This is a genomic window from Streptomyces sp. NBC_01808, from assembly GCF_035917395.1.
Lineage (GTDB): Bacteria > Actinomycetota > Actinomycetes > Streptomycetales > Streptomycetaceae > Streptomyces.
The window spans coordinates 6,615,424-6,634,752 of record NZ_CP109072.1; the positions used below are offsets into that span (position 1 = coordinate 6,615,424).

At 76.1% G+C, this 19,329-nt stretch carries 16 protein-coding genes; 12 read left to right on the forward strand and 4 right to left on the reverse strand.

The genetic code is table 11. From position 1 onward, the window contains the following. Window positions 1-91: 91 nt before the first annotated feature. Complete coding sequence (gene sepH, locus OG946_RS29170; protein WP_326798944.1) at window positions 92-1,177, reverse strand: septation protein SepH; 1,086 nt, start codon at window positions 1,175-1,177, stop codon at window positions 92-94. 411 nt (window positions 1,178-1,588) lie between these two features. Between sepH and OG946_RS29175 the strand changes: the two genes are divergently transcribed. After that, window positions 1,589-2,683 (forward strand): hypothetical protein, encoded by a 1,095-nt coding sequence (locus OG946_RS29175; RefSeq protein WP_326798945.1) that lies wholly within the window; start codon window positions 1,589-1,591, stop codon window positions 2,681-2,683. Window positions 2,684-2,708: 25 nt separating this feature from the next. Here the strand turns inward: OG946_RS29175 and OG946_RS29180 are convergent, their stop codons facing one another. After that, window positions 2,709-4,040, reverse strand: coding sequence for a D-arabinono-1,4-lactone oxidase (locus OG946_RS29180; protein WP_326798946.1), 1,332 nt, complete (start codon window positions 4,038-4,040; stop codon window positions 2,709-2,711). A gap of 151 nt (window positions 4,041-4,191) precedes the next feature. Here OG946_RS29180 and OG946_RS29185 point away from each other — a divergent pair, with 151 nt between their 5' ends. Continuing rightward, window positions 4,192-5,307: a ferrochelatase gene (locus OG946_RS29185; RefSeq protein ID WP_326798947.1), complete on the forward strand. Its 1,116-nt coding sequence runs from the start codon at window positions 4,192-4,194 to the stop codon at window positions 5,305-5,307. An 85-nt stretch (window positions 5,308-5,392) separates the two neighbouring features. Continuing rightward, window positions 5,393-6,217 (forward strand): inositol monophosphatase family protein, encoded by an 825-nt coding sequence (locus OG946_RS29190; protein WP_326798948.1) that lies wholly within the window; start codon window positions 5,393-5,395, stop codon window positions 6,215-6,217. Window positions 6,218-6,450: 233 nt separating this feature from the next. Here the strand turns inward: OG946_RS29190 and OG946_RS29195 are convergent, their stop codons facing one another. Continuing rightward, a complete protein-coding gene (locus tag OG946_RS29195) occupies window positions 6,451-6,627 on the reverse strand; it encodes a hypothetical protein (RefSeq protein ID WP_164492590.1) in 177 nt (58 codons plus the stop codon). Window positions 6,628-6,921: 294 nt separating this feature from the next. On the opposite strand from OG946_RS29195, the gene OG946_RS29200 reads away from it, so the two are divergent. The 4 genes from OG946_RS29200 (at window position 6,922) to OG946_RS29215 (ending at window position 10,295) form a co-directional block, all read left to right on the forward strand. Continuing rightward, window positions 6,922-7,575, forward strand: coding sequence for a response regulator transcription factor (locus OG946_RS29200; RefSeq protein WP_101421051.1), 654 nt, complete (start codon window positions 6,922-6,924; stop codon window positions 7,573-7,575). Between the two features lie 38 nt (window positions 7,576-7,613). Further along, on the forward strand, window positions 7,614-8,882 hold the full coding sequence (locus tag OG946_RS29205; RefSeq protein ID WP_326798949.1) for a sensor histidine kinase: 1,269 nt from the start codon (window positions 7,614-7,616) through the stop codon (window positions 8,880-8,882). Window positions 8,883-9,198: 316 nt separating this feature from the next. Next, window positions 9,199-9,498 carry a DUF4193 domain-containing protein gene (locus OG946_RS29210; protein WP_018838171.1) on the forward strand — a complete coding sequence of 100 codons (300 nt, stop codon included), beginning with the start codon at window positions 9,199-9,201 and terminating at the stop codon, window positions 9,496-9,498. Window positions 9,499-9,506: 8 nt separating this feature from the next. After that, window positions 9,507-10,295, forward strand: coding sequence for a hypothetical protein (locus OG946_RS29215; RefSeq protein ID WP_326798950.1), 789 nt, complete (start codon window positions 9,507-9,509; stop codon window positions 10,293-10,295). A 22-nt stretch (window positions 10,296-10,317) separates the two neighbouring features. On the opposite strand, the gene OG946_RS29220 is transcribed toward OG946_RS29215, so the two are convergent. Continuing rightward, window positions 10,318-10,770 (reverse strand): DUF3093 domain-containing protein, encoded by a 453-nt coding sequence (locus tag OG946_RS29220; RefSeq protein ID WP_101421049.1) that lies wholly within the window; start codon window positions 10,768-10,770, stop codon window positions 10,318-10,320. A 71-nt stretch (window positions 10,771-10,841) separates the two neighbouring features. Between OG946_RS29220 and OG946_RS29225 the strand changes: the two genes are divergently transcribed. From OG946_RS29225 to OG946_RS29245, 5 genes are all read left to right on the forward strand, one after another. Further along, the gene (locus tag OG946_RS29225; RefSeq protein WP_326798951.1) at window positions 10,842-11,423 is read left to right on the forward strand and encodes a PaaI family thioesterase; all 582 of its coding nucleotides are present in this window, start codon (window positions 10,842-10,844) and stop codon (window positions 11,421-11,423) included. Continuing rightward, the gene (gene dut / locus OG946_RS29230) at window positions 11,420-11,941 is read left to right on the forward strand and encodes a dUTP diphosphatase (protein ID WP_326798952.1); all 522 of its coding nucleotides are present in this window, start codon (window positions 11,420-11,422) and stop codon (window positions 11,939-11,941) included. The genes OG946_RS29225 and dut overlap by 4 nt, the downstream gene beginning before the upstream one ends. 1 nt (window position 11,942) lies before the next feature. Beyond that, window positions 11,943-12,713 carry a DUF3710 domain-containing protein gene (locus OG946_RS29235; protein WP_326798953.1) on the forward strand — a complete coding sequence of 257 codons (771 nt, stop codon included), beginning with the start codon at window positions 11,943-11,945 and terminating at the stop codon, window positions 12,711-12,713. 240 nt (window positions 12,714-12,953) lie between these two features. Further along, window positions 12,954-16,385 (forward strand): FtsX-like permease family protein, encoded by a 3,432-nt coding sequence (locus OG946_RS29240; RefSeq protein ID WP_326798954.1) that lies wholly within the window; start codon window positions 12,954-12,956, stop codon window positions 16,383-16,385. Next, on the forward strand, window positions 16,382-19,318 hold the full coding sequence (locus OG946_RS29245) for an FtsX-like permease family protein (protein ID WP_326798955.1): 2,937 nt from the start codon (window positions 16,382-16,384) through the stop codon (window positions 19,316-19,318). The genes OG946_RS29240 and OG946_RS29245 overlap by 4 nt, the downstream gene beginning before the upstream one ends. Window positions 19,319-19,329: the final 11 nt, after the last annotated feature.

Genomic DNA, 19,329 nt, shown 5'->3' on the forward strand with positions numbered 1-19,329 from the left:
GGGGCGGGCGGCGTCCACCGGGGTGGCGCGGCGGAGGGCGGCGGCGCGGTCCGTAGGGACGAGTCCCCGCGAACCGCGCCCGGCCGTACGGCTACTCCGGCTTCTTGCGCCTGCTTCCGAACACGATCTCGTCCCAGCTCGGCACCGCGGCACGCCTGCCGGGCCGCACGCCGTCGGCCTCCGCCTGCCGGTCCGTCTGCCCGGTCAGCCGCTCCCGGTGCGCCGAGACGCTCCGCGGCATCAGCACGTCCGCGTACGCGGAACCCGCGCTCGCCGCGGGCGCCGGAGGCTCCTCCTCCACCGCGGGCGGCTCGGGCTCCTCCTCGGGCGGCGGCCCCGGCACCGGACCGTGGACCGGCCCCGGCTTGGTCGCGGAACCCGCAGAACCCGCCGTGGCGGCGGGCCCGTCGGACGCGGCGGCGGGCGCGGACTGGTCCGGCACCACCAGGTCACCCCGGAAGCTCGGCACCGCCTCCAGCAGGCTGGTCAGGGAGTCGCGGTCCTCACCGGCGCCGTCCCGGTCCCCGCGCCCGTCGGAAGGCCGCTCCGGACTCCGGGGCAGCCGCGCGATCTTGGGCACGAAGGGCAGGCTCGGCTCGGGCGAGGCGTCGGTCTCGCCGATCAGCGCGCGCGCCTCGTCGTCGACGGGCTGCACGAGCCGCCGCGGCGGGTCGTACGTCCAGCCGGCGCTGTGCGGCTCACCCGCGACGCGGTAGACGAGCAGCACCTCCCACGTGCCGTCGTCCCGGCGCCAGGAGTCCCACCGCGCGGAATCCTTCTCCGCGCCGCGCATCATCAGCCGCTCGGCGACCGCCTCGCCCAGTGCGGGACCGGCGCTCTCGCCGGGCCGCCGCAGGGGCGTCTTGCGGGCGCGCTCGGCCATGAACGCACGCTCCGCGAGCACGGGGCCCTCGAAGCGGCGGACGCGGTCGACGGGGATCCCGGCGAGCGCGGCGACCTCCTCCGCGGACGCTCCGGCTCGTATCCGCGCCTGGATGTCGCGGGGGCGCAGATGATTCTCGACCTCGATCTCGATCTGGCCGAGCCGCGCACGGTCGTTGCGCACCGCGGCGCGCAGACGCTCGTCAATCGGAAGGGTGTACTCCGTACTGTCCGCAGCCTTCAGCACCAGCCGTGTGCCGTCGTTACTGACCGCCACGACACGCAGTTCGGGCATGGGAACCTCCCGGTGGTGCCTGCCGACGTTCGGTGCGTCGCTGCTCTTCCCGCTAGTCGAGTGTGGCCTGCCCGGGTGCAGCCTGCCACAACATTGCTGAGTTGCCCGGCGTGTCGGGTCTTGGAACCCGATGCGCCGTTATGACACGGTTACGCATTTGCAACGCAGCGGCCGTGATCGCCGCCGTCGGACGGGCACCGGGGCACTGGCTCGCCCACAGTACTCCATTCGAGCCATGCGGGTGGACCGGCGCGCCACCGAACGCGGAACGTTGCACGGCAGTTGAGTCTGCCTGTTGCGCCCCGGTTCGATCAAGAGGTGCGTTGCATCACAGAATCCCAGGAATCGGAACTAACGGGTCCGTCCGCGCGCTCGTCCATGAGGGCAGGAGGCCATCGGAGCGATCTTGGGATGGAGATGCGGGGCACGGCGGACCGGACGGCGGACGACGGTGGCGAGGAGAAGCGCAAGGGGAAGATCGAACTCAGCGGCGCCCAGGTCGCGGGCGGTGCGTCGGCCACGATGGTGGCCGCGTTCCTCGCCTCCAGCATGGGTGTGTACGGCACGATCATCGGCGCCGGCGTCGTCAGCGTGGGCGCCACCGCGGGCGGCGCGCTCTTCCAGCACGTCTTCCGGCGTACGGGCCAGCAGTTGAAGGACGCGGCGGTCGCGGCGCCGAAGGCGCTGCACAAGCAGACGACGCCGCTGCGGACGCCCGTACGCAACCGGGCGGACGACGAGACGCACCTGCTCAGGACCGTGGCGCCGCCGGCCGGGGACGAGACGCGGCTCCTCCCGGGCGCGCCCGGCGCGGCGGACGACGCGACCCAACTGCTGCCCACCGTGCGCCCCGCGGCGGACGACGCGACCCAACTCCTGCCCGTCGCCCGCCCGGAGCCCGGCGACGCCACCACCGTGCTCGCCGCACCCGCCCCCACCGGGGGCTTCGGCAGCGCCAGCACCCACGGCACCCGCGCCCGCGGCTGGCGGCGCCTCGCGCTGGTCGCCGCCGGGACCTTCACCGCCGTGATGGCCGTGGTCTTCGGCATCGAGAAGCTCACCGGCGGACCGCTCTCCAACGCCTGGGGCGACGACCGCACCGGCACGTCTTTCAGCCCCGGCGAACGAAAGTCCGACTCCCCGCCGGCGCCCGGCGGGGGCGGCCACACCACCGACGACACCCATGAACCCGGCACCGAGGAGACCGGCGGCACCGGCGGCACCTCCGGCACCGGCTCCGGCGAACCCCGGGTCGGCGGCACCGGCTCCCCGGACGAGGGCACCGGCGAACACCCCGACCCCGGCGGCACGTCCACCCCGCGGCCCGGCGGCGGCGACGGCCCCGCACCCGGCACCAAGGACGGCGGCACGAGCCCGGCCCCTACGCCCACCCCGACGCCGCCGGGCACCGGCGAGGAACCCGAGGAACCCGAGGAGCCCGGCACGGGCGAGGCGCCGGCGTCCCCGCAGCCGGACGGCACCACGGCACCGGGGGCGCCGCAGTAGCCGCGGGGGCGCCCCCGCGGGGCGCTCAGTCCCCCAATACCCGCCGCAAGTAGTCGTTCCCGAACACCCGTCCGGGATCCAGCCGGTCCCGTACCCCGGTGAACTCCCCGAACCGCGGGTACACCCCCGCCAGATACTCCGCGTCCCGGCTGTGCAGCTTCCCCCAGTGCGGCCGGCCGCCGTGCGCCGTCATGATCCGCTCCACCGCCGTGAAGTACGCCTGGTGCGGCGTCCCCCGGTACAGGTGCACCGCGACGTACGCCGTGTCCCGCCCCGACGCCGTCGACAGCGGGATGTCGTCCGCGGGCGCGACCCGTACCTCCACCGGGAAGCTGATCCGCAGCCCCGACCGGTCGACCATCGCCTTCAGCTCCCGGATCGCGGCCACGGCCGCCGCCCGCGGCAGCGCGTACTCCATCTCCACGAACCGCACCCGCCGCGGGCTGGTGAAGACCTTGTACGGGATGTCCGTGTACGTCCGCGCCGACAGCGCGCGGCTGGAGACCGCCGCGATGCCCGGGATCGCCGCGGGCACCGCCCGCCCCACCGCGCAGGCCGCCCGGAAGACGCCGTTGGAGAGCAGTTCGTCGTCGATCCATCCGCCGATCCGGCCGAGCGGCTCGGCGGGGCCCTCGCTGCGGTTGTTGCGCTTGGTGTTGCACCGGCCGGTGTGCGGGAACCAGTAGAACTCGAAGTGCTCGTTCTCCTCGGTCAGTTCATCGAAGGACGCGAGGACGTCCGGGAGCGCCATCGGCTCCTCCCGCGCGGTGAGCAGGAAGACCGGTTCCACCGCGAAGGTCAGCGAGGTGACGACGCCCAGCGCGCCGATGCCGAGCCGGGCGGCGGCGAAGACCGCCGCGTCCTCGCCGGTGTCGGCCGCCGTGTACGTACGCGCCCGGCCGTCGGCCGTCACCAGCTCCAGCGCGGTGATCTGGGCGGCCAGCGAGGCGGAGGAGCGGCCGGTGCCGTGGGTGCCGGTGGCGGTGGCGCCGGACACGGTCTGCGCCATGATGTCGCCCATGTTGGTCAGCGAGAGGCCGGCCGCGGCGAGGGCGTGGTTGAGCTGGTGCAGCGGGGTGCCCGCGGCGACGGTGACGGTGCCGGCCTCGCGGTCGATCTCGTGGATGCCGACCAGCCGCTCCGGGCGGATCATGAGCCCGCCGGTGGCCGCGGCGGCGGTGAAGGAGTGGCCCGTACCGACGGCCTTGACCTTCAGCCCTTCGTCGGCGGCGGCCCGTACGGCGTCGGCGACCTCGGCGGTGGTGGCAGGGCTGACGGTGCGCGCAGGACGGGCGGCGACGGTGCCCGCCCAGTTGCGCCAGGCGCCCGCGGCACTCGTGCTCCTCACCTGATGCATCCGCCGTCCATCCGCTGAACGGGCCCGTCGTACGGCCCCTCGTCCCGGCTCTCGGCCCCCGGTTGGACAGGGATGATACTCACGCGTACGGACCGTCCTGACGCCGGTGCCCGGCTCGGGCCAGGGGCGGGCTCATGGCAGGATCGAAGACATGCCAGACGTGCCGTCCTCCCAGCCGTACGACGCCCTTCTGCTGCTGTCCTTCGGCGGCCCCGAGGGCCCGGAAGATGTCGTTCCGTTCCTGGAGAACGTCACCCGGGGACGAGGCATCCCGCGCGAGCGGCTGGAGGAGGTGGGCAAGCACTACCACCTCTTCGACGGCGTGAGCCCCATCAACGCGCAGAACCGCGCGCTGCTCGCGGCCCTGCGCAAGGACTTCGCGGAGGTGGGCCTCGACCTCCCGGTCTACTGGGGCAACCGCAACTGGGCCCCGTACCTCACCGACACCCTGCGGGAGATGACCGAGGCCGGGCACCGGCGGGTGCTGGCGCTGGTCACCAGCGCGTACGCCTCGTACTCGGGCTGCCGGCAGTACCGCGAGAACCTGGCCGAGTCGCTGGCCGCGCTGACCGCCGAGGGCCTGGAGCCGCCGCGCGTCGACAAGCTGCGGCACTACTTCAACGCCCCCGGCTTCGTCCGCGACATGGTCGTCGGCGTGCAGGACGCGCTGGCGCGGCTGCCCGAGGACGTACGCGACGGCGCCCACCTCGCGTTCACCACCCACTCCATCCCCACCGCCGCCGCCGACACCTCGGGCCCCCCGGAGGACCACGGCGACGGCGGCGCGTACGTGGCGCAGCACATGGACGTCGCCAAGCTGGTCGCGGACACCGTGGCCGTGCTCACCGAGGTGCAGCGGCCCTGGCGGCTCGTCTACCAGTCGCGCAGCGGCGCCCCGCACATCCCGTGGCTGGAACCGGACATCCGCGACCACCTGGAGGAGCTGCACGCCGCCGGGGCGCCCGCGGTCGTGATGGTGCCTATCGGCTTCGTCTCGGACCACATGGAGGTCCTGTACGACCTCGACACCGAGGCGGCGGCGAAGGCGGCCGAGCTGGGCCTGCCCGCCGTGCGGTCCGCGACCGTCGGGGCGCGGCAGAAGTTCGTCGAGACGCTGCGGAAGCTGGTCCTGGAGCGGGCCGCGACCGAGCGCGGGGAGCCCGTCGAGCGGCTCGCGCTGGGCCGGCTGGGGCCGAGCCACGACGTCTGCCCGGCGGGCTGCTGCCCGGCCCGCAACCCCCGGCCCGCGACCGCGGGCGCCGACTGACGCCACCGCAGGCGCCGCCGGAACAGCCGGCGGACGGCCGCCCGGCAGCCGCCCGCGGCACCCACCCCCGCACCCGAGGAGCACCGTGACCGACGAGCCCCGCCCCGAGCCCGCCGCCGCGCCCCACGACGAGCTGCTGGCCCTGGCGCTGGAGGCCGCGCGCCGCGCGGGCGAGCTGCTGCGCGACCGCCGGCCCGCCGACCTCGGCGTGGCCGCGACGAAGTCCAGCGCCATCGACGTCGTCACCGAGATGGACTTCGCCGCCGAGAAGCTGATCACCGGCTTCCTGACCGAGCACCGGCCCGCCGACGGGATCCTGGGCGAGGAGGGCGCGAGCCGGCCCGGGAGCAGCGGGGTGCGCTGGGTCGTCGACCCGATCGACGGCACCGTGAACTACCTCTACGGCCGTCCCGACTGGTCGGTCAGCATCGCCGCCGAGTACGTGGGCGAGGCCGTCGTCGGCGTCGTGGCGGCGCCGATGCGCGGCGAGACGTACCACGCCGTACGCGGCGGCGGCGCCTTCGTCAACGGCGCACCGGCGCACTGCCGGCCCGCCCCGCCGATGGACCAGGCGCTGGTCTCCACCGGCTTCAACTACGTCCTCGACGTGCGCGCGCACCAGGCCGAGGTGGCCCGCCTGCTCATCCCCCGGGTGCGCGACATCCGCCGCGGCGGCTCGGCGGCGATCGACCTGTGCGACGTGGCCTGCGGCCGGCTCGACGGCTACTACGAGCGCGGCCTGAACCCGTGGGACCTGGCCGCCGGCGACCTCATCGCCCGCGAGGGCGGCGCGCTGACCGGCTCCCGGCCCGGCGGGCGGCCCGACGGGGACCTGACCGTCGCCGCGGTGCCGGGGCTCTTCGAGCCGCTCCAGCGGCTGCTGGACGAGCTGGGCGCCTGGCACGACTGATCCTCCCGGCCCGCGCCGTACCGCCGCCTCAGGCGGTCGTACGGGCCCTCACCCCGGTCCCGCGGCCCGTGCCCCCGGCCGTTCCCGCGCGTACGCCCCCGCCGGAGCGGCGCCACCTTCCGGCCCGTACCCCGAAACCCTCACGCCACCCCGCCGACGCCTCCCGGACACCTGCGGACAATGCGGCGCCCCGGCACCGTCGGGGTGCCGGGGCGGTGTGGGCGTCGGGCGGGTCAGACTCCGGAGCCGGCGCCGACCTCGACGCCGTGGTCGGCGGCGAGCCGGCGCAGATCGTCCAGCTCCTCCTGCTCGACCTCGACACCGAACTCGTCGCCTTCCTCGCGGGCGCGGTCCAGCTCGTTCTCGGCCTTCTTGATGCGCTGCAGAATGCCAGCGGTGAAAGCGTCCATTGTGTGCGCCCCCTCGTCGTCGGGTCGAGGCACTTGGGGGTGTGCCGACGGTTCAGATCACGGAGACCGTCCTTCCGGCTACAGCCTGTGTGCCATGCCGGGAATGGAGGCTGGGAAACGTGATCGGCGGGTGTGGAATCGTCCTCCCCGCAGTACCCGGGGTGGAAACATCGGATCCGCAGAATCTTTGGGTGCCCGGCTGCTTACCACCGGTTTACGCACATTGCAGGCAGGATGGAGCTGTTCTTCAGCCCCGTTCCGTGCCCCCACGCACCACGTAGAGAGGACCCCGCCGTGCGCGTACTCGTCGTCGAGGACGAGCAACTGCTCGCCGACGCGGTGGCCACCGGCCTGCGCCGGGAGGCGATGGCCGTGGACGTCGTCTACGACGGCGCGGCGGCCATCGACCGCATCGAGCTGAACGACTACGACGTGGTCGTGCTCGACCGCGACCTGCCGCTGGTCCACGGCGACGACGTGTGCAGCAAGGTCGTCGAGCTGGGCCTGCCCACCCGCGTGCTGATGCTGACCGCGGCGGGCGACGTCCGCGACCGCGTCGAGGGTCTGGAGCTGGGCGCGGACGACTACCTGCCCAAGCCGTTCGCCTTCAGCGAACTCACGGCGCGCGTGCGCGCCCTCGGCCGCCGCAGCACCCAGGCGCTGCCCCCGGTGCTGGAGCGGTCCGGGATCAAGCTCGACCCGGGCCGCCGGGAGGTCTACCGGGACGGGCGGCTCGTGCAGCTCGCGCCGAAGGAGTTCGCGGTGCTCGAGGTCCTGATGCGGGCCGAGGGCGGCGTGGTCTCCGCGGAGCAGTTGCTGGAGAAGGCGTGGGACGAGAACACGGACCCGTTCACCAACGTCGTACGCGTCACCGTCATGACGCTGCGCCGCAAGCTCGGCGAGCCCCCCGTGATCATCACGGTGCCCGGCTCCGGCTACCGCATCTGACGCCCCGACGCACCCCCACGCACCCGACGGATGGCCCTATGGACGACAACAGACGCTCCGCGTCGGACGAGCTGCCCGCCGGCACCCCGCCCAAGCCCACCTGGGACCCCCGGGAGGGCGCGGCGCCGTACTGGCTGCGCCCGACCATCCGGATACGCCTCACGCTGATCTACGGCGGCATGTTCCTGATGGCCGGCATGGTGCTGCTGGCCATCATCTATCTGCTGGCCGCCACCGCCCTGGACAGCTTCGCCACCCCCTTCAAGCTGCTGGAGAGCAGCGGCACCGTGCAGGTGGCCAGCGGGCCCTGTCCCGAGGTCTCGGACGCCAAGACGTACGACCAGTTCAACGGCATCCTGGAGGCCTGCATCGAGCGGCGCCGCCAGCTCGCCCTGGACTCCCTGCTGCGCAAGTCGCTGCTCGCGCTGCTGGGGATGACGGTCCTGGCCTTCGCCTTCGGCTACGTCGTCGCCGGCCGGGTGCTCTCGCCGCTCGGCCGTATCACCCGCACCGCGCGCAGCGTGGCCGGTTCCGACCTGCACAAGCGGATCGAGCTGGACGGCCCCGACGACGAGCTGAAGGAGCTGGCGGACACCTTCGACGACATGCTCGACAGACTCGACCGGGCGTTCAACGCCCAGCAGCGCTTCGTCGCCAACGCCTCGCACGAGCTGCGCACGCCGCTGGCGATCAACCGCACTCTGCTGGAGGTCCAGCTCTCCGATCCCCAGGCGTCGCCGGAGCTGCAGCAGCTCGGCAAGACCCTGCTGGCCACCAACGAGCGCAGCGAGCAGCTGGTGGAGGGCCTGCTGCTGCTCGCCCGCAGCGAGAACGAGATCGTCGACAGAAAGCCCGTCGACCTCGCCGAGGTGGCCTCCCAGGCGCTGGACCAGACCCGCGGCGAGGCGCAGGGCAGGGGCGTCGAGCTGCGCGGGGTGCGCAAGCCCGCGTACGTCCAGGGCAACGGGGTGCTGCTGGAGCGGGTGGGGCTGAACCTGGTGCAGAACGCCGTGCGGTACAACGTCCCCGAGGGGGGCTGGGTCGAGGTGGCGACGGAGGCGCAGCCCGGCGTCGCCGTGCTGACGGTCGCCAACACCGGACCGGTCGTCCCGGCGTACGAGGTGGACAACCTTTTCGAGCCGTTCCGGCGTCTTCGTACGGAGCGTACGGGCAGTGACAAGGGGGTAGGACTGGGGCTGTCCATTGTGAGATCCGTCATTCGCGCGCACGGCGGGACGGTGACCGCACAGCCGCGCGAAGGCGGGGGCCTGGTGATTCGCGTCGCCCTGCCCATGCAGACTGTGTGATACGTCACATTCCACTCATCCCGGGCGTGTGCGCTGCGTCATCGCCGTATTCCGGGAAAAGCCCGTAAGATCCGCGTTTCCGCAGGATGCGGTCACGGGAAGTACACGGGGTGGCGTGCACGAGAAGGGCCCGGGACCGCGTATGGTCCCTTTCGCCATCCGGCCGCGATCACCCCTGCGGGGGGCGGCTGGGTGTCGATTGCGTAACAGACCTTGATGTGAGGCAAAATCTCCGCTTCGGGTCGGGCACAAGACCGGCCTCTCATGCGTTACGTGCGCTGGAGACTCACTGACCACCCGGAGGGGGAGAGCGAGAATGGCAACGGACTACGACACCCCACGCAAGACAGACGACGACGTCAACGAAGACAGCATCGAAGAGCTGAAGGCGCGGCGCAGCGACAAGTCGGCCGCCGCCGTCGACGTCGACGAATTCGAGCAGAACGAGGGGCTGGAACTGCCCGGTGCGGATCTCTCCAACGAGGAGCTGTCCGTGCGGGTCCTGCCCCGCCAGGAGGACGAGTTCACCTGCATGAGCTGCTTCCTGGTGCACCACCGCAGCCAGTTGGCCGCCGAGAAGAACGGCCAGCCGATCTGCCGCGACTGCGCGGCCTGAGGCCGGCCGTGCCCCCCACGGCCGGCTCCGGTCCCGCCGGGCCGAAGACCGGGATCCTGCAGCGGACGCGCCCCGACCGGCGCGTCCGGGCGGCGCTTGAGCGGGTGGCGGACGCCATCGTGCAGACGGCGCCGCGCGTCCCGGTCCGCGACCTGGCGACCCTGCGCCGGCAGTTCCCCGGGCTCGGCCCGGAGGAGATCGCCGACCGGCTCGTCGCCGGTGCGGTGAAGGGGAGCGCCACGGTCGGCGCGGGCATCGGAGCGGCGGCGATGATGCCCGCGCCGCCAGCCATGCCCGCCGAACTCGCCGCCGAGATCGTGGCGGTGGCCTCGATAGAGCTGAAGCTGATCGCCGAGCTGCACGAGGTGTACGGGGTACGGGCGGCGGGCCCGGCTCGGCAGCGGGCCATGGCGTACCTCGGCGCCTGGACCGACGAGCGCGGCATCGACACCGCTGTGCTCAAGGGCAGTGTCAGCTTCGACGCCGTACTCGGCGCCCCCATGCGCCGCCGGCTGCGGCAGCAGATCCTCAAGCGCACCGTGCGGAACCTGCCGACCCTCGCCCCGTTCCTCATGGGCGCGGCCGCCGGTGCGCTGATGAACCGCAGGGATACGAGCAACCTCGCCGAGCGCATCCGCGACGACCTGCGCGCCCGCCAGGTCCCGTGGGACGCGCTCCCGCCCGCGGGCGGGGAGCTTGCGACGCCCGGGGACCCCGGCGGCCGCACCGGCGCCGGGGGCACGGGCACGGGACTGCCGAAGGGCGACCCGCGGGCGCTGCCGCCGGGTGAGCGCTGAGGCGCGCTCGCGCGTCCCGCCCTCAGCCCGCGGCGGACCTGAGCGCCGCGACCAGCCGCTCCGGCTGCCGCGTCGACAGGTAGAGATACGGCGTCGGGTCCTCCGGATCCGTGACCTCCACCCGCACCGCCGTCGGGATGTACCCGCGCAGCAGCATGTACGCGCGCGTGTCCGCCTTGTGCGTACGCCAGGCCCGCGCCTCCTCCGCGTCCAGCGCCTGCGCCTCGCCCAGCGCCGTCAGCGGGACCCGGGCGTCGTCGGTGACGAGCTTCCCGGCGACGATGCGGATCCGCGCCGACCCGTACGAGCTGACGCCGACCGCCGCCAGCGCCGTCCCGCCGGCGAGCCCGGCCAGCAGCGGCAGCGTCCCGAAGGGCGTCAGCATCAGCGCCAGGCACACCCCCGTGCCCACCGCCAGACCCCACCAGGACCGCGGTGCGCTCAGCCGCTCGTCGTAGCTCTGCGTCGTCTCCATGGCGACCAGCCTCCCACGGCCCCCGACCGCGGCTCGGCCGCGGGTCGGGTGCGCAGGTAGGCTCTGGCCGCGTGACTGCAAGTGACAAGCTGACCCCGCCGCCCGGCGCCGCGGAACCCGCGCGGCACCCGGACGCCCCGGCGCCGGGACAGCTCCTCGGCTCCCACTACGACCAGTGCTTCGGCTGCGGCGCCGAGCAGGAGCACGGCCTGCACCTGGCCGCGCGGGCGGGCGAGGGCGTGAGCGTGACCGCGGAGTTCACCGTCAAGGCCGCCCACCAGGGCGCCCCGGGCCTCGCCCACGGCGGGGTGCTCACCTCCGCGCTCGACGAGACGCTGGGCGCGCTGAGCTGGCTGCTGCGCACCATCACGGTGACCGGCAGGCTGGAGACCGACTTCCTGCGCCCGGTGCCGGTGGGCACCACGCTCCACCTGGCCGCCCACGTCCGTGCCGTCGCCGGCCGCAAGATCTACTCCACCGCCGCAGGCCGCCTCGACGCCCCCGAAGGACCGGTGGCCGTACGCGCCGACGCCCTGTTCGTGGAGGTGAACGTGGACCACTTCGTCGAGCACGGCCGGGACCGCGAGATCCGGGCCGCGATGGCCGACCCCGACCAGGTCCGGCGGGCCCGCGCGTTCGAGGTGAACCCGTGACGGCCGGGCGGGAGCCGGTGGACGTGCTGATCCGCCGCGTCGACCCCGAGGTACCGCTCCCGGCGTACGCGCACCCCGGCGACGCCGGCGTCGACCTCGTCACCACCCGGCCCGCGGAGCTGCCCCCCGGTGAGCGCGTCATCCTGCCCACCGGCATCGCCATCGCCCTGCCCGACGGCTACGCCGCGTTCGTCCACCCGCGCTCCGGGCTCGCCGCCCGCTGCGGCGTCACCCTCGTCAACGCCCCGGGGACGGTGGATGCCGGGTACCGTGGGGAGATCAAGGTGAACGTGGTCAACCTCGACCCGCGCCGCCCGGTGCGGTTCGAGCGTTTCGACCGGATCGCCCAGCTCGTGATCCAGCAGGTGGAGAAGGCCCGCTTCCACGAGGTATCCGAGCTCCCCGGTTCCGCCAGGGGCGAGGGTGGGCACGGTTCGACCGGAGGGCACGCCTCCCTCGGGGACCGTCAGGCAGTTCATGGATACGCTTCGGTCATTGCCGACCGGGAAGGACAGTGACGTGTTCGGACGTCGTCGCAAGGGGCAGGAGGAGCCCGCCGACAAGCTCGCCGACGGCGTGGCCGCGGAGGACGCCGAGTCGGCGGACGAGCCGGAGGACGGGGAGGAGCGCCGCTACGCGCTGCCCCCCGAGGAGCGGCCCGAAGGACCGTGGGACATCGGCGAGGTCGAGGACGCCGGCCGCGGCCGGGTGGACCTCGGCGGCCTGCTCGTCCCCGGGGTCGAGGGCATGGAGCTGCGTGTCGAGGTGGCGGGCGACTCGATCGTCGCCGCGACCGTGGTGCTGCGGGACAGCGCGATCCAGTTGCAGGGCTTCGCCGCCCCCAAGAACGAGGGCATCTGGGGCGAGGTCCGCACCGAGATCGCCAACGGCATCACCAAGCAGGGCGGCATCATCGACGAGCACAAGGACAGCCTCGGCTGGGAGCTGCGCGCGCAGGTGCCGGTCAAGCTGCCGGACGGCAAGAGCGGCATGCAGGTCGTGCGGTTCGTCGGCTGCGACGGCCCGCGGTGGTTCCTGCGCGGGGTGATCTCCGGCCACGCCGCGGTGCAGCCGCAGGCGGCGGGGGTGCTGGAGAAGATCTTCCGCGAGACCGTCGTCGTACGCGGTGACGGGCCCATGGCGCCGCGGGACCCGATCGTGCTGCAGTTGCCGACGGACGCGCAGATGGTGCCGGACGGGGTGCAGCAGGACGAGGCGAGCGAGGGCTCGCGGTTCGCGGGCGGCATCGATTCGCTGGCGCGCGGCCCGGAGATCACCGAGGTGCGCTGAGCGTTCCGCGCGGAAGCGGTTGTACGGCGGCGGGCCGGGTCATGACGACCCGGCCCGCCGCCGTGGTGTGTGGGCGGGGCCCCAGTGAACCCGGTGGCCGCCACCCCCGGGTAACGAAGCGGTGACGGCGGGTTCCGGGGCTGCCCGGGGCGTTTGCGGCTCGCTTATTCTCCCGGCATCCGGGACATGGGGGGACCGTTGACGGCGACCGTCGCGCGGCCGGGGCGCAGGCTACCGCCGGTGCTGCGGCAGAGCGCGCACCACGGCCTCGTGCTGGCCGCTGCCGCGCTCGCCCTCCTCCTGGCCGTCACCGTCCTCGCCGCGCTCGTCGCGGTCGCCGAGCAGGCCGCGGAGACCGGGGCCAGGGAGCGGCTCGCGGCGGATCCGGACGCGGCGGTGCGGATCAGCGGGGCGTACGACCCGGACGCCGTGGCGCGCGCGGACGGACCCGTGCGGGGCGCGCTGGCGCGTACGTACGGCGAGGTGGCGCACCGGACGACGCGGCTGGTGCGGGCGCCGGCCGCGCGGGAGCAGCAGTTGGCCGTGGCCGGGAGCGGCGTCGGCGGGCGGGGCGCGGTGGGTCTTTCGCTGCTGTGGGCGGAGGATGCCGGCCGCCAGGCGCGGCTGACGGAGGGGGAGTGGCCGCGGGCCGGGGCGGCGGCCGGGGGGCCGGTGGAGGTCGTCCTCGACGAGGGCTATGCGGCGCGGCTGGGCCTGGCGACGGGCGACGACTTCGCCCTGGGCGGCGACGAGGACGCCGCCGCGGAGGGCGGCGGCGAGGGCTCCGACTCGGGCGCGGGCGGCGGCGGTTCCGGCACGGGAGACGAGAGCGCGGCCGGCGAAGGCCGCGGCTCCGGCGGCGAGGACCCCGGCGCCGGCTCCGGAGGCGATGCCGCGGTGCGGCCGCTGGCCATGCGGGTCTCCGGGCTCTACGTTCCGCGCGACCCCCGCGCGCCCCTCTGGCAGGACCTCACCGGGACCTTCGGCACCCCCGACAGCGTCGGCCTCGTCGACCGGCGCGTCTTCGCCAGGCATCCCTTACTCCGGCGGGACGCCAGAGCCGTGTGGCTCGCCGTGCCCGACGCGCGGCGGCTGCGGCTCGGGCAGGTCGGGCCGTTGCGGGAGCGCGTCGTCGCGCTGGCCGCGGGGGACGCCGAGCGGGTCGTCTTCGGCCGGGGCGGCGGCGCGCTCGCCGACACCGAGGCGGCCACCGACCTGCCGTACGCGCTGCGGCAGTTGGACGTGCCCGTCGCCGTCGCGCGGGCCGGTACGTACCTGCCCGTGGCCCTGCTCGCCTCGCTGGCCCTCGCCGCGCTCGTGCTGACCGCCAGGCAGCTCGCCCGGCACCGCGCCGCCGAGGTGGTGCTGCTCGGCAGCCGCGGCGCCGGGCCGCTGCGGCTCGTCTGCGGGGCCGCGGCGCAGTGGGCCGCGGTGGCGCTGCCCGCCGCGCTGGCCGCGCCGTATCCGGCGGGCCCGCTGCTACGGGGTCTTGCCGAGGCCGGGCTGTTCGACGGGCCGGTGCCGGGGAGTGCCGCGACCGGCGCGGGGTGGACGGTCGCCGCGCTGGCGCTCGCCGTGCACGCCGCCGCGGCGCTCACGCCCGTCGCCCGGGCCGCCCGGGACCGGCGCGCGGTGGCCCGGCTGCGGCGCCGGGTGCCGCGCCTTGCGGCGTACCAGCGGGCGGGTGCGGACCTGGCGCTGGCCGGGGTCGCCGCGGTCGGCTGGCTGCAACTCGTCACGTACCGCACCCCGGTCGCCGACTCCGGCACCGTCGACCCCGTCGTCGTGCTCGCGCCCGTCGCCCTCACCGCCGCGACCGTGCTGCTCGCGCTCCGGCTGCTGCCGCTCGCCGCCCGCGCCGCCGACCGGCTCGCGCGCCGCTCCGCGGGCCTGGTCCTGCCGCTGGGCGGCTGGCACCTGGGCCGCCGGGCGGCCGGGCAGGCGGGTCCCGCGCTGCTCGTCGCGCTCGCGCTGGCCATCGCCGCGCTCGGCGCCACCGCCCTCGCGGTGCTCGACCGCGGCGACCGCGACCAGTCCGCGTTCGCCGTCGGCGCCGACCTGAGCGTCGAGGCCGGGCAGGAGGGCGCGGGCTTCGTGCCGCGCGCGGAGCGCCACGCACGGTACGGCCGGCTGCCCGGCGTCGCCGCGGCCACGCCGGTGGTGGACTGGGACGTCACCGTCGGCACCTCGTTCGCGGGGCTGACCGCGCTGGACTCCGCGGAGGTGCTGCCGACGCTCCGCACCGGCGCCGCCGCCGGCCCCGTGCCCGCCGTCCGGGACGGGGCGGGCCTGCCGTACGACGTGTTCGCCGCGCTCGGCGGCACAGAAGAGGCGCAGTCCCACGGGCTGCCGCTGCCGGGCCGCCCCGACGCCCTGGGCATGCGCGTACGGCTCGACGCGGACGGCCCCGGCACCGCCGAGCCGTTCACGCTCGCCGCCACCCTGGAGGACGCCGACGGCCTCGCGCACACCGTCTCCGGCTCCCTGCCGCCCGCCGACGGCCGGGCGCACCGGATGAGCCTCCCGCTCGCCGGGTACCAGTACCCGCTGCGGCTCACCGGGCTCCAGTTGCACACGGAGGAGGAGGCCGCGCAGCGCACGTACCGGCTGACGATCGACGACTTCGCGGGCGCCCCGCGCGGCGCCGGCTGGCGGGACCTCATCGGCGGCGAGCGGCCCGACCGCGGGCTCGCCGGCTGCCCGGGACGCAAGCCGGCGCCGACGCGCGGCATGCCGCCGCGCCGCGCCACCGGGTTCGTCCTCTGCGAACTGCGCACCGCTCCCGACACGCTCTTCGACGGCGTGCTGCGCGGCCCGGACACCTCGCTGCCCGACGAACTGCTGAGCTGGCAGGTCCAACTCGGCCTCACCGGCCAGGGCAAGCCGCGGCCCGTGCCCGTGCTCGCCACCGGCCCGCTGCTCGCCGCGGGCCAGGCGGAGGTCGGCGAGACCCTGCGCGCCGGGCTGCCGGGCGGCACGGAGCTGCGGGCGCGGGTCGTCGGCAGCGTCGACGCCGTCCCCGGCACCGACCCGCGGCGGGGGCGGCTGCTGGTCGACACCCGGGTGCTCGCGGCGTATCTCGTACGGGCCGGGCTCGACCCGCCGGTGGAGTCGCACTGGTGGCTGGCCGCCCGCGGCGGCGCCGCCGGTGCCGCCCGCGCGGCCGTCGAGCGGCGCCCGGAGCTGGGTACGGCGCGGGACGTGCCGGGGGAGCGGGCGGAGCTGGCGGCGTCGCCGCTGCGCGAGGGCACGGACGGGGCGCTGCGGCTGTGCCTGGTGCTGGCACCGGCGTTCGCCGTCGTCGGCTTCGCGCTGCACAGCGTGCTGGCGGTACGGGCGCGGGCGCGGGAGTTCGCGCTGCTGCGGGCGCTGGGCGTACGGACGCGGCAGTTGACGGCGCTGCTGTGGACGGAGCAGCTCTGCGTCGCGGCGTTCGCCGCCGCGGTGGGCACGGCGACGGGGGTGGCGCTCGCGGCTGCGGTGATACCGGCGGTGACGGTCACGGAGACCGGGGCGCCGGTGCACCCGGAGCTGGCGGTGGCGGTGCCGTGGGTGCGGGTGGCGGTGGTCGCGGCGGCGGTGACGGCGCTGATCTGCCTCGCGGTCACGGCGACCGCGCGGGCGCTGGCGCGCACGGACCTGGCGCGGGTGCTGAGGGCGGGGGACGAATGAGGGGGTGGCGGCGGTGGCGTACGGAGCGGGCGGGCGGCCCGGTTCGTACGGGAAAGACGGCGGGCACGGCCGCTACGGGCCAAGGCTCCGGCGCGAGCGGCGCGGACCGGCGAGCCGCCTCCGACCAAGCGCCCCGCCCCGCCCTCCGCCCCCGCGCCTGGCGCGAGGCCCGCGCCGACCTGCCCGCCTTCGCCTGCCTCGGCGTGCTCGTCGCGGTCCTCGCCGCCGTCGCCACCGCCGCGCCCCCGCTCCTCGACCTGGCCGCCGGCCGCGCGCTCGTCGACCGGATCGCCGCCGCGCAGGACGAACGCCCCCTGCTCACCCGCACCGTGACGTTCGGTCAGCCGGTCACCGGACCGTCGGGGGAAGGCAGTACCCGCCTCGCCGACGACCTGGAGCAGGCCGGGCACGACGTGACCACCGGCTCCCCCGACGCCCTCGACGGTCTCCTCGGCAAGCCCGGGCACCAGGTCCTCGTCCCCGCCGCCACCCTCGACGCCCCCCGCGGCACCGCCGCCCTCTCCCTGCTCCACACCACCGAGGCCCCCGGCCCCGCCGGCTACGCCGCCGGCCGCCCTCCGCGCGACACCGGCCCCGACGGGCCCGTCGAGATCGCCGTCTCCACCCGCACCCGCGACGCGCTGGGCCTGCGCCTCGGCCAGGAGCTGGCCCTCACCCCGCGCGTCGCCCAACTGGACACCCCCGTCGTCGTCACCGGCTTCCTCCGCCCCGACCCCGCCGCCCGCCTCTGGCGTGGCAACCCGCTCCTCGCCGTCCCGCTCCCCGCCGACCGCGGGCCCGCCGAGGCCCAGGCGCTCATCGCCCCCGGCGCGCTCGACGCCCTCCTCGCCCGCGGGCTGCCGCAGCTCACCGTCGAGTGGCGGCTCCGGCTGGAGGTCGCGGAGACGGACGAGGACCGCGACGAGGCCGCTGCCCGCTTCGCCGGCGACGACGGCCGCGCCGCGCTGATCCGCGGCCTCGCCGCGTACGACCGCGCCTCCGCCGACAACTTCTGCGCCACCACCGGCAACCCCCTGTGCATCTACGGCTCCCACCACGCCGAGCGCCCGACCCGTACCGACGAAGTCCAGCCGCTCGTCCGCGACTTCGACGCCGAGTGGGACCAGGCCGCCACCGTCGTCTCCCTCGCCCTCGCCTCCGTCGTCGGCGTCGGCCTCGCCGCCGTCCTCGTCACCGCCCGGCTCGCGGTGCGGCGGCGGCTCGGCGAGCACCGGCTGCGGCGCGCCCGCGGTGCCTCCGCGCCGGGCGTCGCGCTGTCCCGCGCCGCGCAGTACGCGCCCGTGGCGGGCGCGGCGCTGGCGGCGGGGTACGCGGGGGCGCGGCTGGCGCTGCCCGGCGGCGCGGCGCCGTCGGTGTGGCCGGCGGCCGCGGTCGCGGGTGCGGCCTGGCTGGCGCTGCCCGCGCTGACCTGGGCGGCGGTACGGGACCGGCGGCCGGGCCCGCGCCGCCGCCGGGGGAGTACGGGGCGGCGGCTGACCGCGGAGGCCGCCGTGCTGCTGCTCGCCGGCGCCGGCGTGTGGGCGCTGCGGGTGCGCGGCACGGCCGGCAGCGGCGCGTCGGACCCGCTGGTCGCCGGGGCGCCGCTGCTGTGCGGGCTGGCGGTCGTGGTGCTGCTGATACGGGCCTACCCGCCGCCGCTGCGCCTGCTGGCGCGGCTCGCGGCCCGCCGCCGCGGCCCGCTCGGCCTGCTGGTGCTCTCCCGCGCCGCCCGCGACGCGCCCGCCGCCGTGCTCGCGCTGCTCGTGCTCGTCGCCACCCTGGGCGCCGCGGTCTTCGGCGGCCTGGTCACCGGCACCGTCGAGGAGGGCCGCCGCGACGCGCTCGAATGGCGGACCGGCGGCGCCGACGCCGTGCTCACCGACGCCGCAGGGCCCGCCGCCGACGAGGCGCTGCGCCGGGCGCCGGGCGTGGCGGAGGCGGTGCGGGTACGGCTCGTTCGCACCGACCTGACCAGCGCCGTCACCGGCCTCGGGCAGCGCGGCGCCGACGTGCTCGCCGTCGACGGGGCGGCGCTGCGCCGGGCCGACCCCGGTTCGGCCGCGGCGGCGGTCGCGGGGCTGGGGGCGCCGCGGCGGGACGGCGCGGGGCGGCTGGTGCTCCCGGTGCTGGCCGGCGGGGAGCGGGGGGAGGTCCGTACCGGGGAGACGTACGAGACGGAGTGGCCGGGGGTGCGGGTGCGGGTCGCGGGGCGGCTGGCCGGGGGCGCGGCGCGGGACGCGGCCTTCGGCCCGCTGTACGGGGCGAGCGGCGCGGCGCCGGGCGCGGACCGGCCGCTGCTGCTCGCCGACACCGCGGCGCTCGCCGCCGCGGACCGGGAGCGCGCCGCGGACACCCCCCGCGGCACGGCCGCCGTCCTGTACTACGGGACCGCCACCCCCGCCGCCCTGCGCGCCGCCGCGCCCGGCACCGGCTACGGCAGCCCGTACGGGGAACTGCTGATCACCGCGGAGGAGCGGGCGGCGGACCGCGACGACGGCGTGCTCGGCGCGATCCGCGGCGCGCACGCCGTGTGCGCGGCGCTGGCCGCCGCGCTGGCGCTGCTCACGCTGCTCGTGGAGCTGCTGCTCTCCGCCCCTGAGCGCGCCCGCACCACCGCGTACCTGCGCCTCCTCGGCCTCGGCCGGCGCGGCGCCACCGCCCTCGGCGTCCTGCAACTCGCCCCGCTCGCCCTCGCCGCCGCGGCCGGCGGCCTCGTCCTGGGCCTCGCACTGCCCGCGGCCCTGGGCCCGGCCCTGGACCTCCAGGCCCTCACCGGCGGCCCCACCGCCCCCTCCCGCCACCCCGACCTCCTCCTCACCGCCGCCCTGACCCTCGGTCTGCTCGCCCTCGTCGCCGCGGCGGCAGCCGCCGACGCGGTGACCACCCGCCGCACCCGCCGCCTGACGGCCCTGCGCGTGGGGGAGGACCGATGACCGCGATCGCC

Coding starts and splice junctions, on each gene's coding strand:
- OG946_RS29180 (WP_326798946.1), bottom strand. CDS start 4,040: ATGCATCAGGTGAGGAGCACGAGTGCCGCGGGCGCCTGGCGCAACTGG.
- sepH (WP_326798944.1), bottom strand. CDS start 1,177: ATGCCCGAACTGCGTGTCGTGGCGGTCAGTAACGACGGCACACGGCTG.
- OG946_RS29205 (WP_326798949.1), top strand. CDS start 7,614: ATGGACGACAACAGACGCTCCGCGTCGGACGAGCTGCCCGCCGGCACC.
- OG946_RS29220 (WP_101421049.1), bottom strand. CDS start 10,770: ATGGAGACGACGCAGAGCTACGACGAGCGGCTGAGCGCACCGCGGTCC.
- OG946_RS29185 (WP_326798947.1), top strand. CDS start 4,192: ATGCCAGACGTGCCGTCCTCCCAGCCGTACGACGCCCTTCTGCTGCTG.
- OG946_RS29210 (WP_018838171.1), top strand. CDS start 9,199: ATGGCAACGGACTACGACACCCCACGCAAGACAGACGACGACGTCAAC.
- OG946_RS29175 (WP_326798945.1), top strand. CDS start 1,589: ATGGAGATGCGGGGCACGGCGGACCGGACGGCGGACGACGGTGGCGAG.
- OG946_RS29245 (WP_326798955.1), top strand. CDS start 16,382: ATGAGGGGGTGGCGGCGGTGGCGTACGGAGCGGGCGGGCGGCCCGGTT.
- OG946_RS29195 (WP_164492590.1), bottom strand. CDS start 6,627: ATGGACGCTTTCACCGCTGGCATTCTGCAGCGCATCAAGAAGGCCGAG.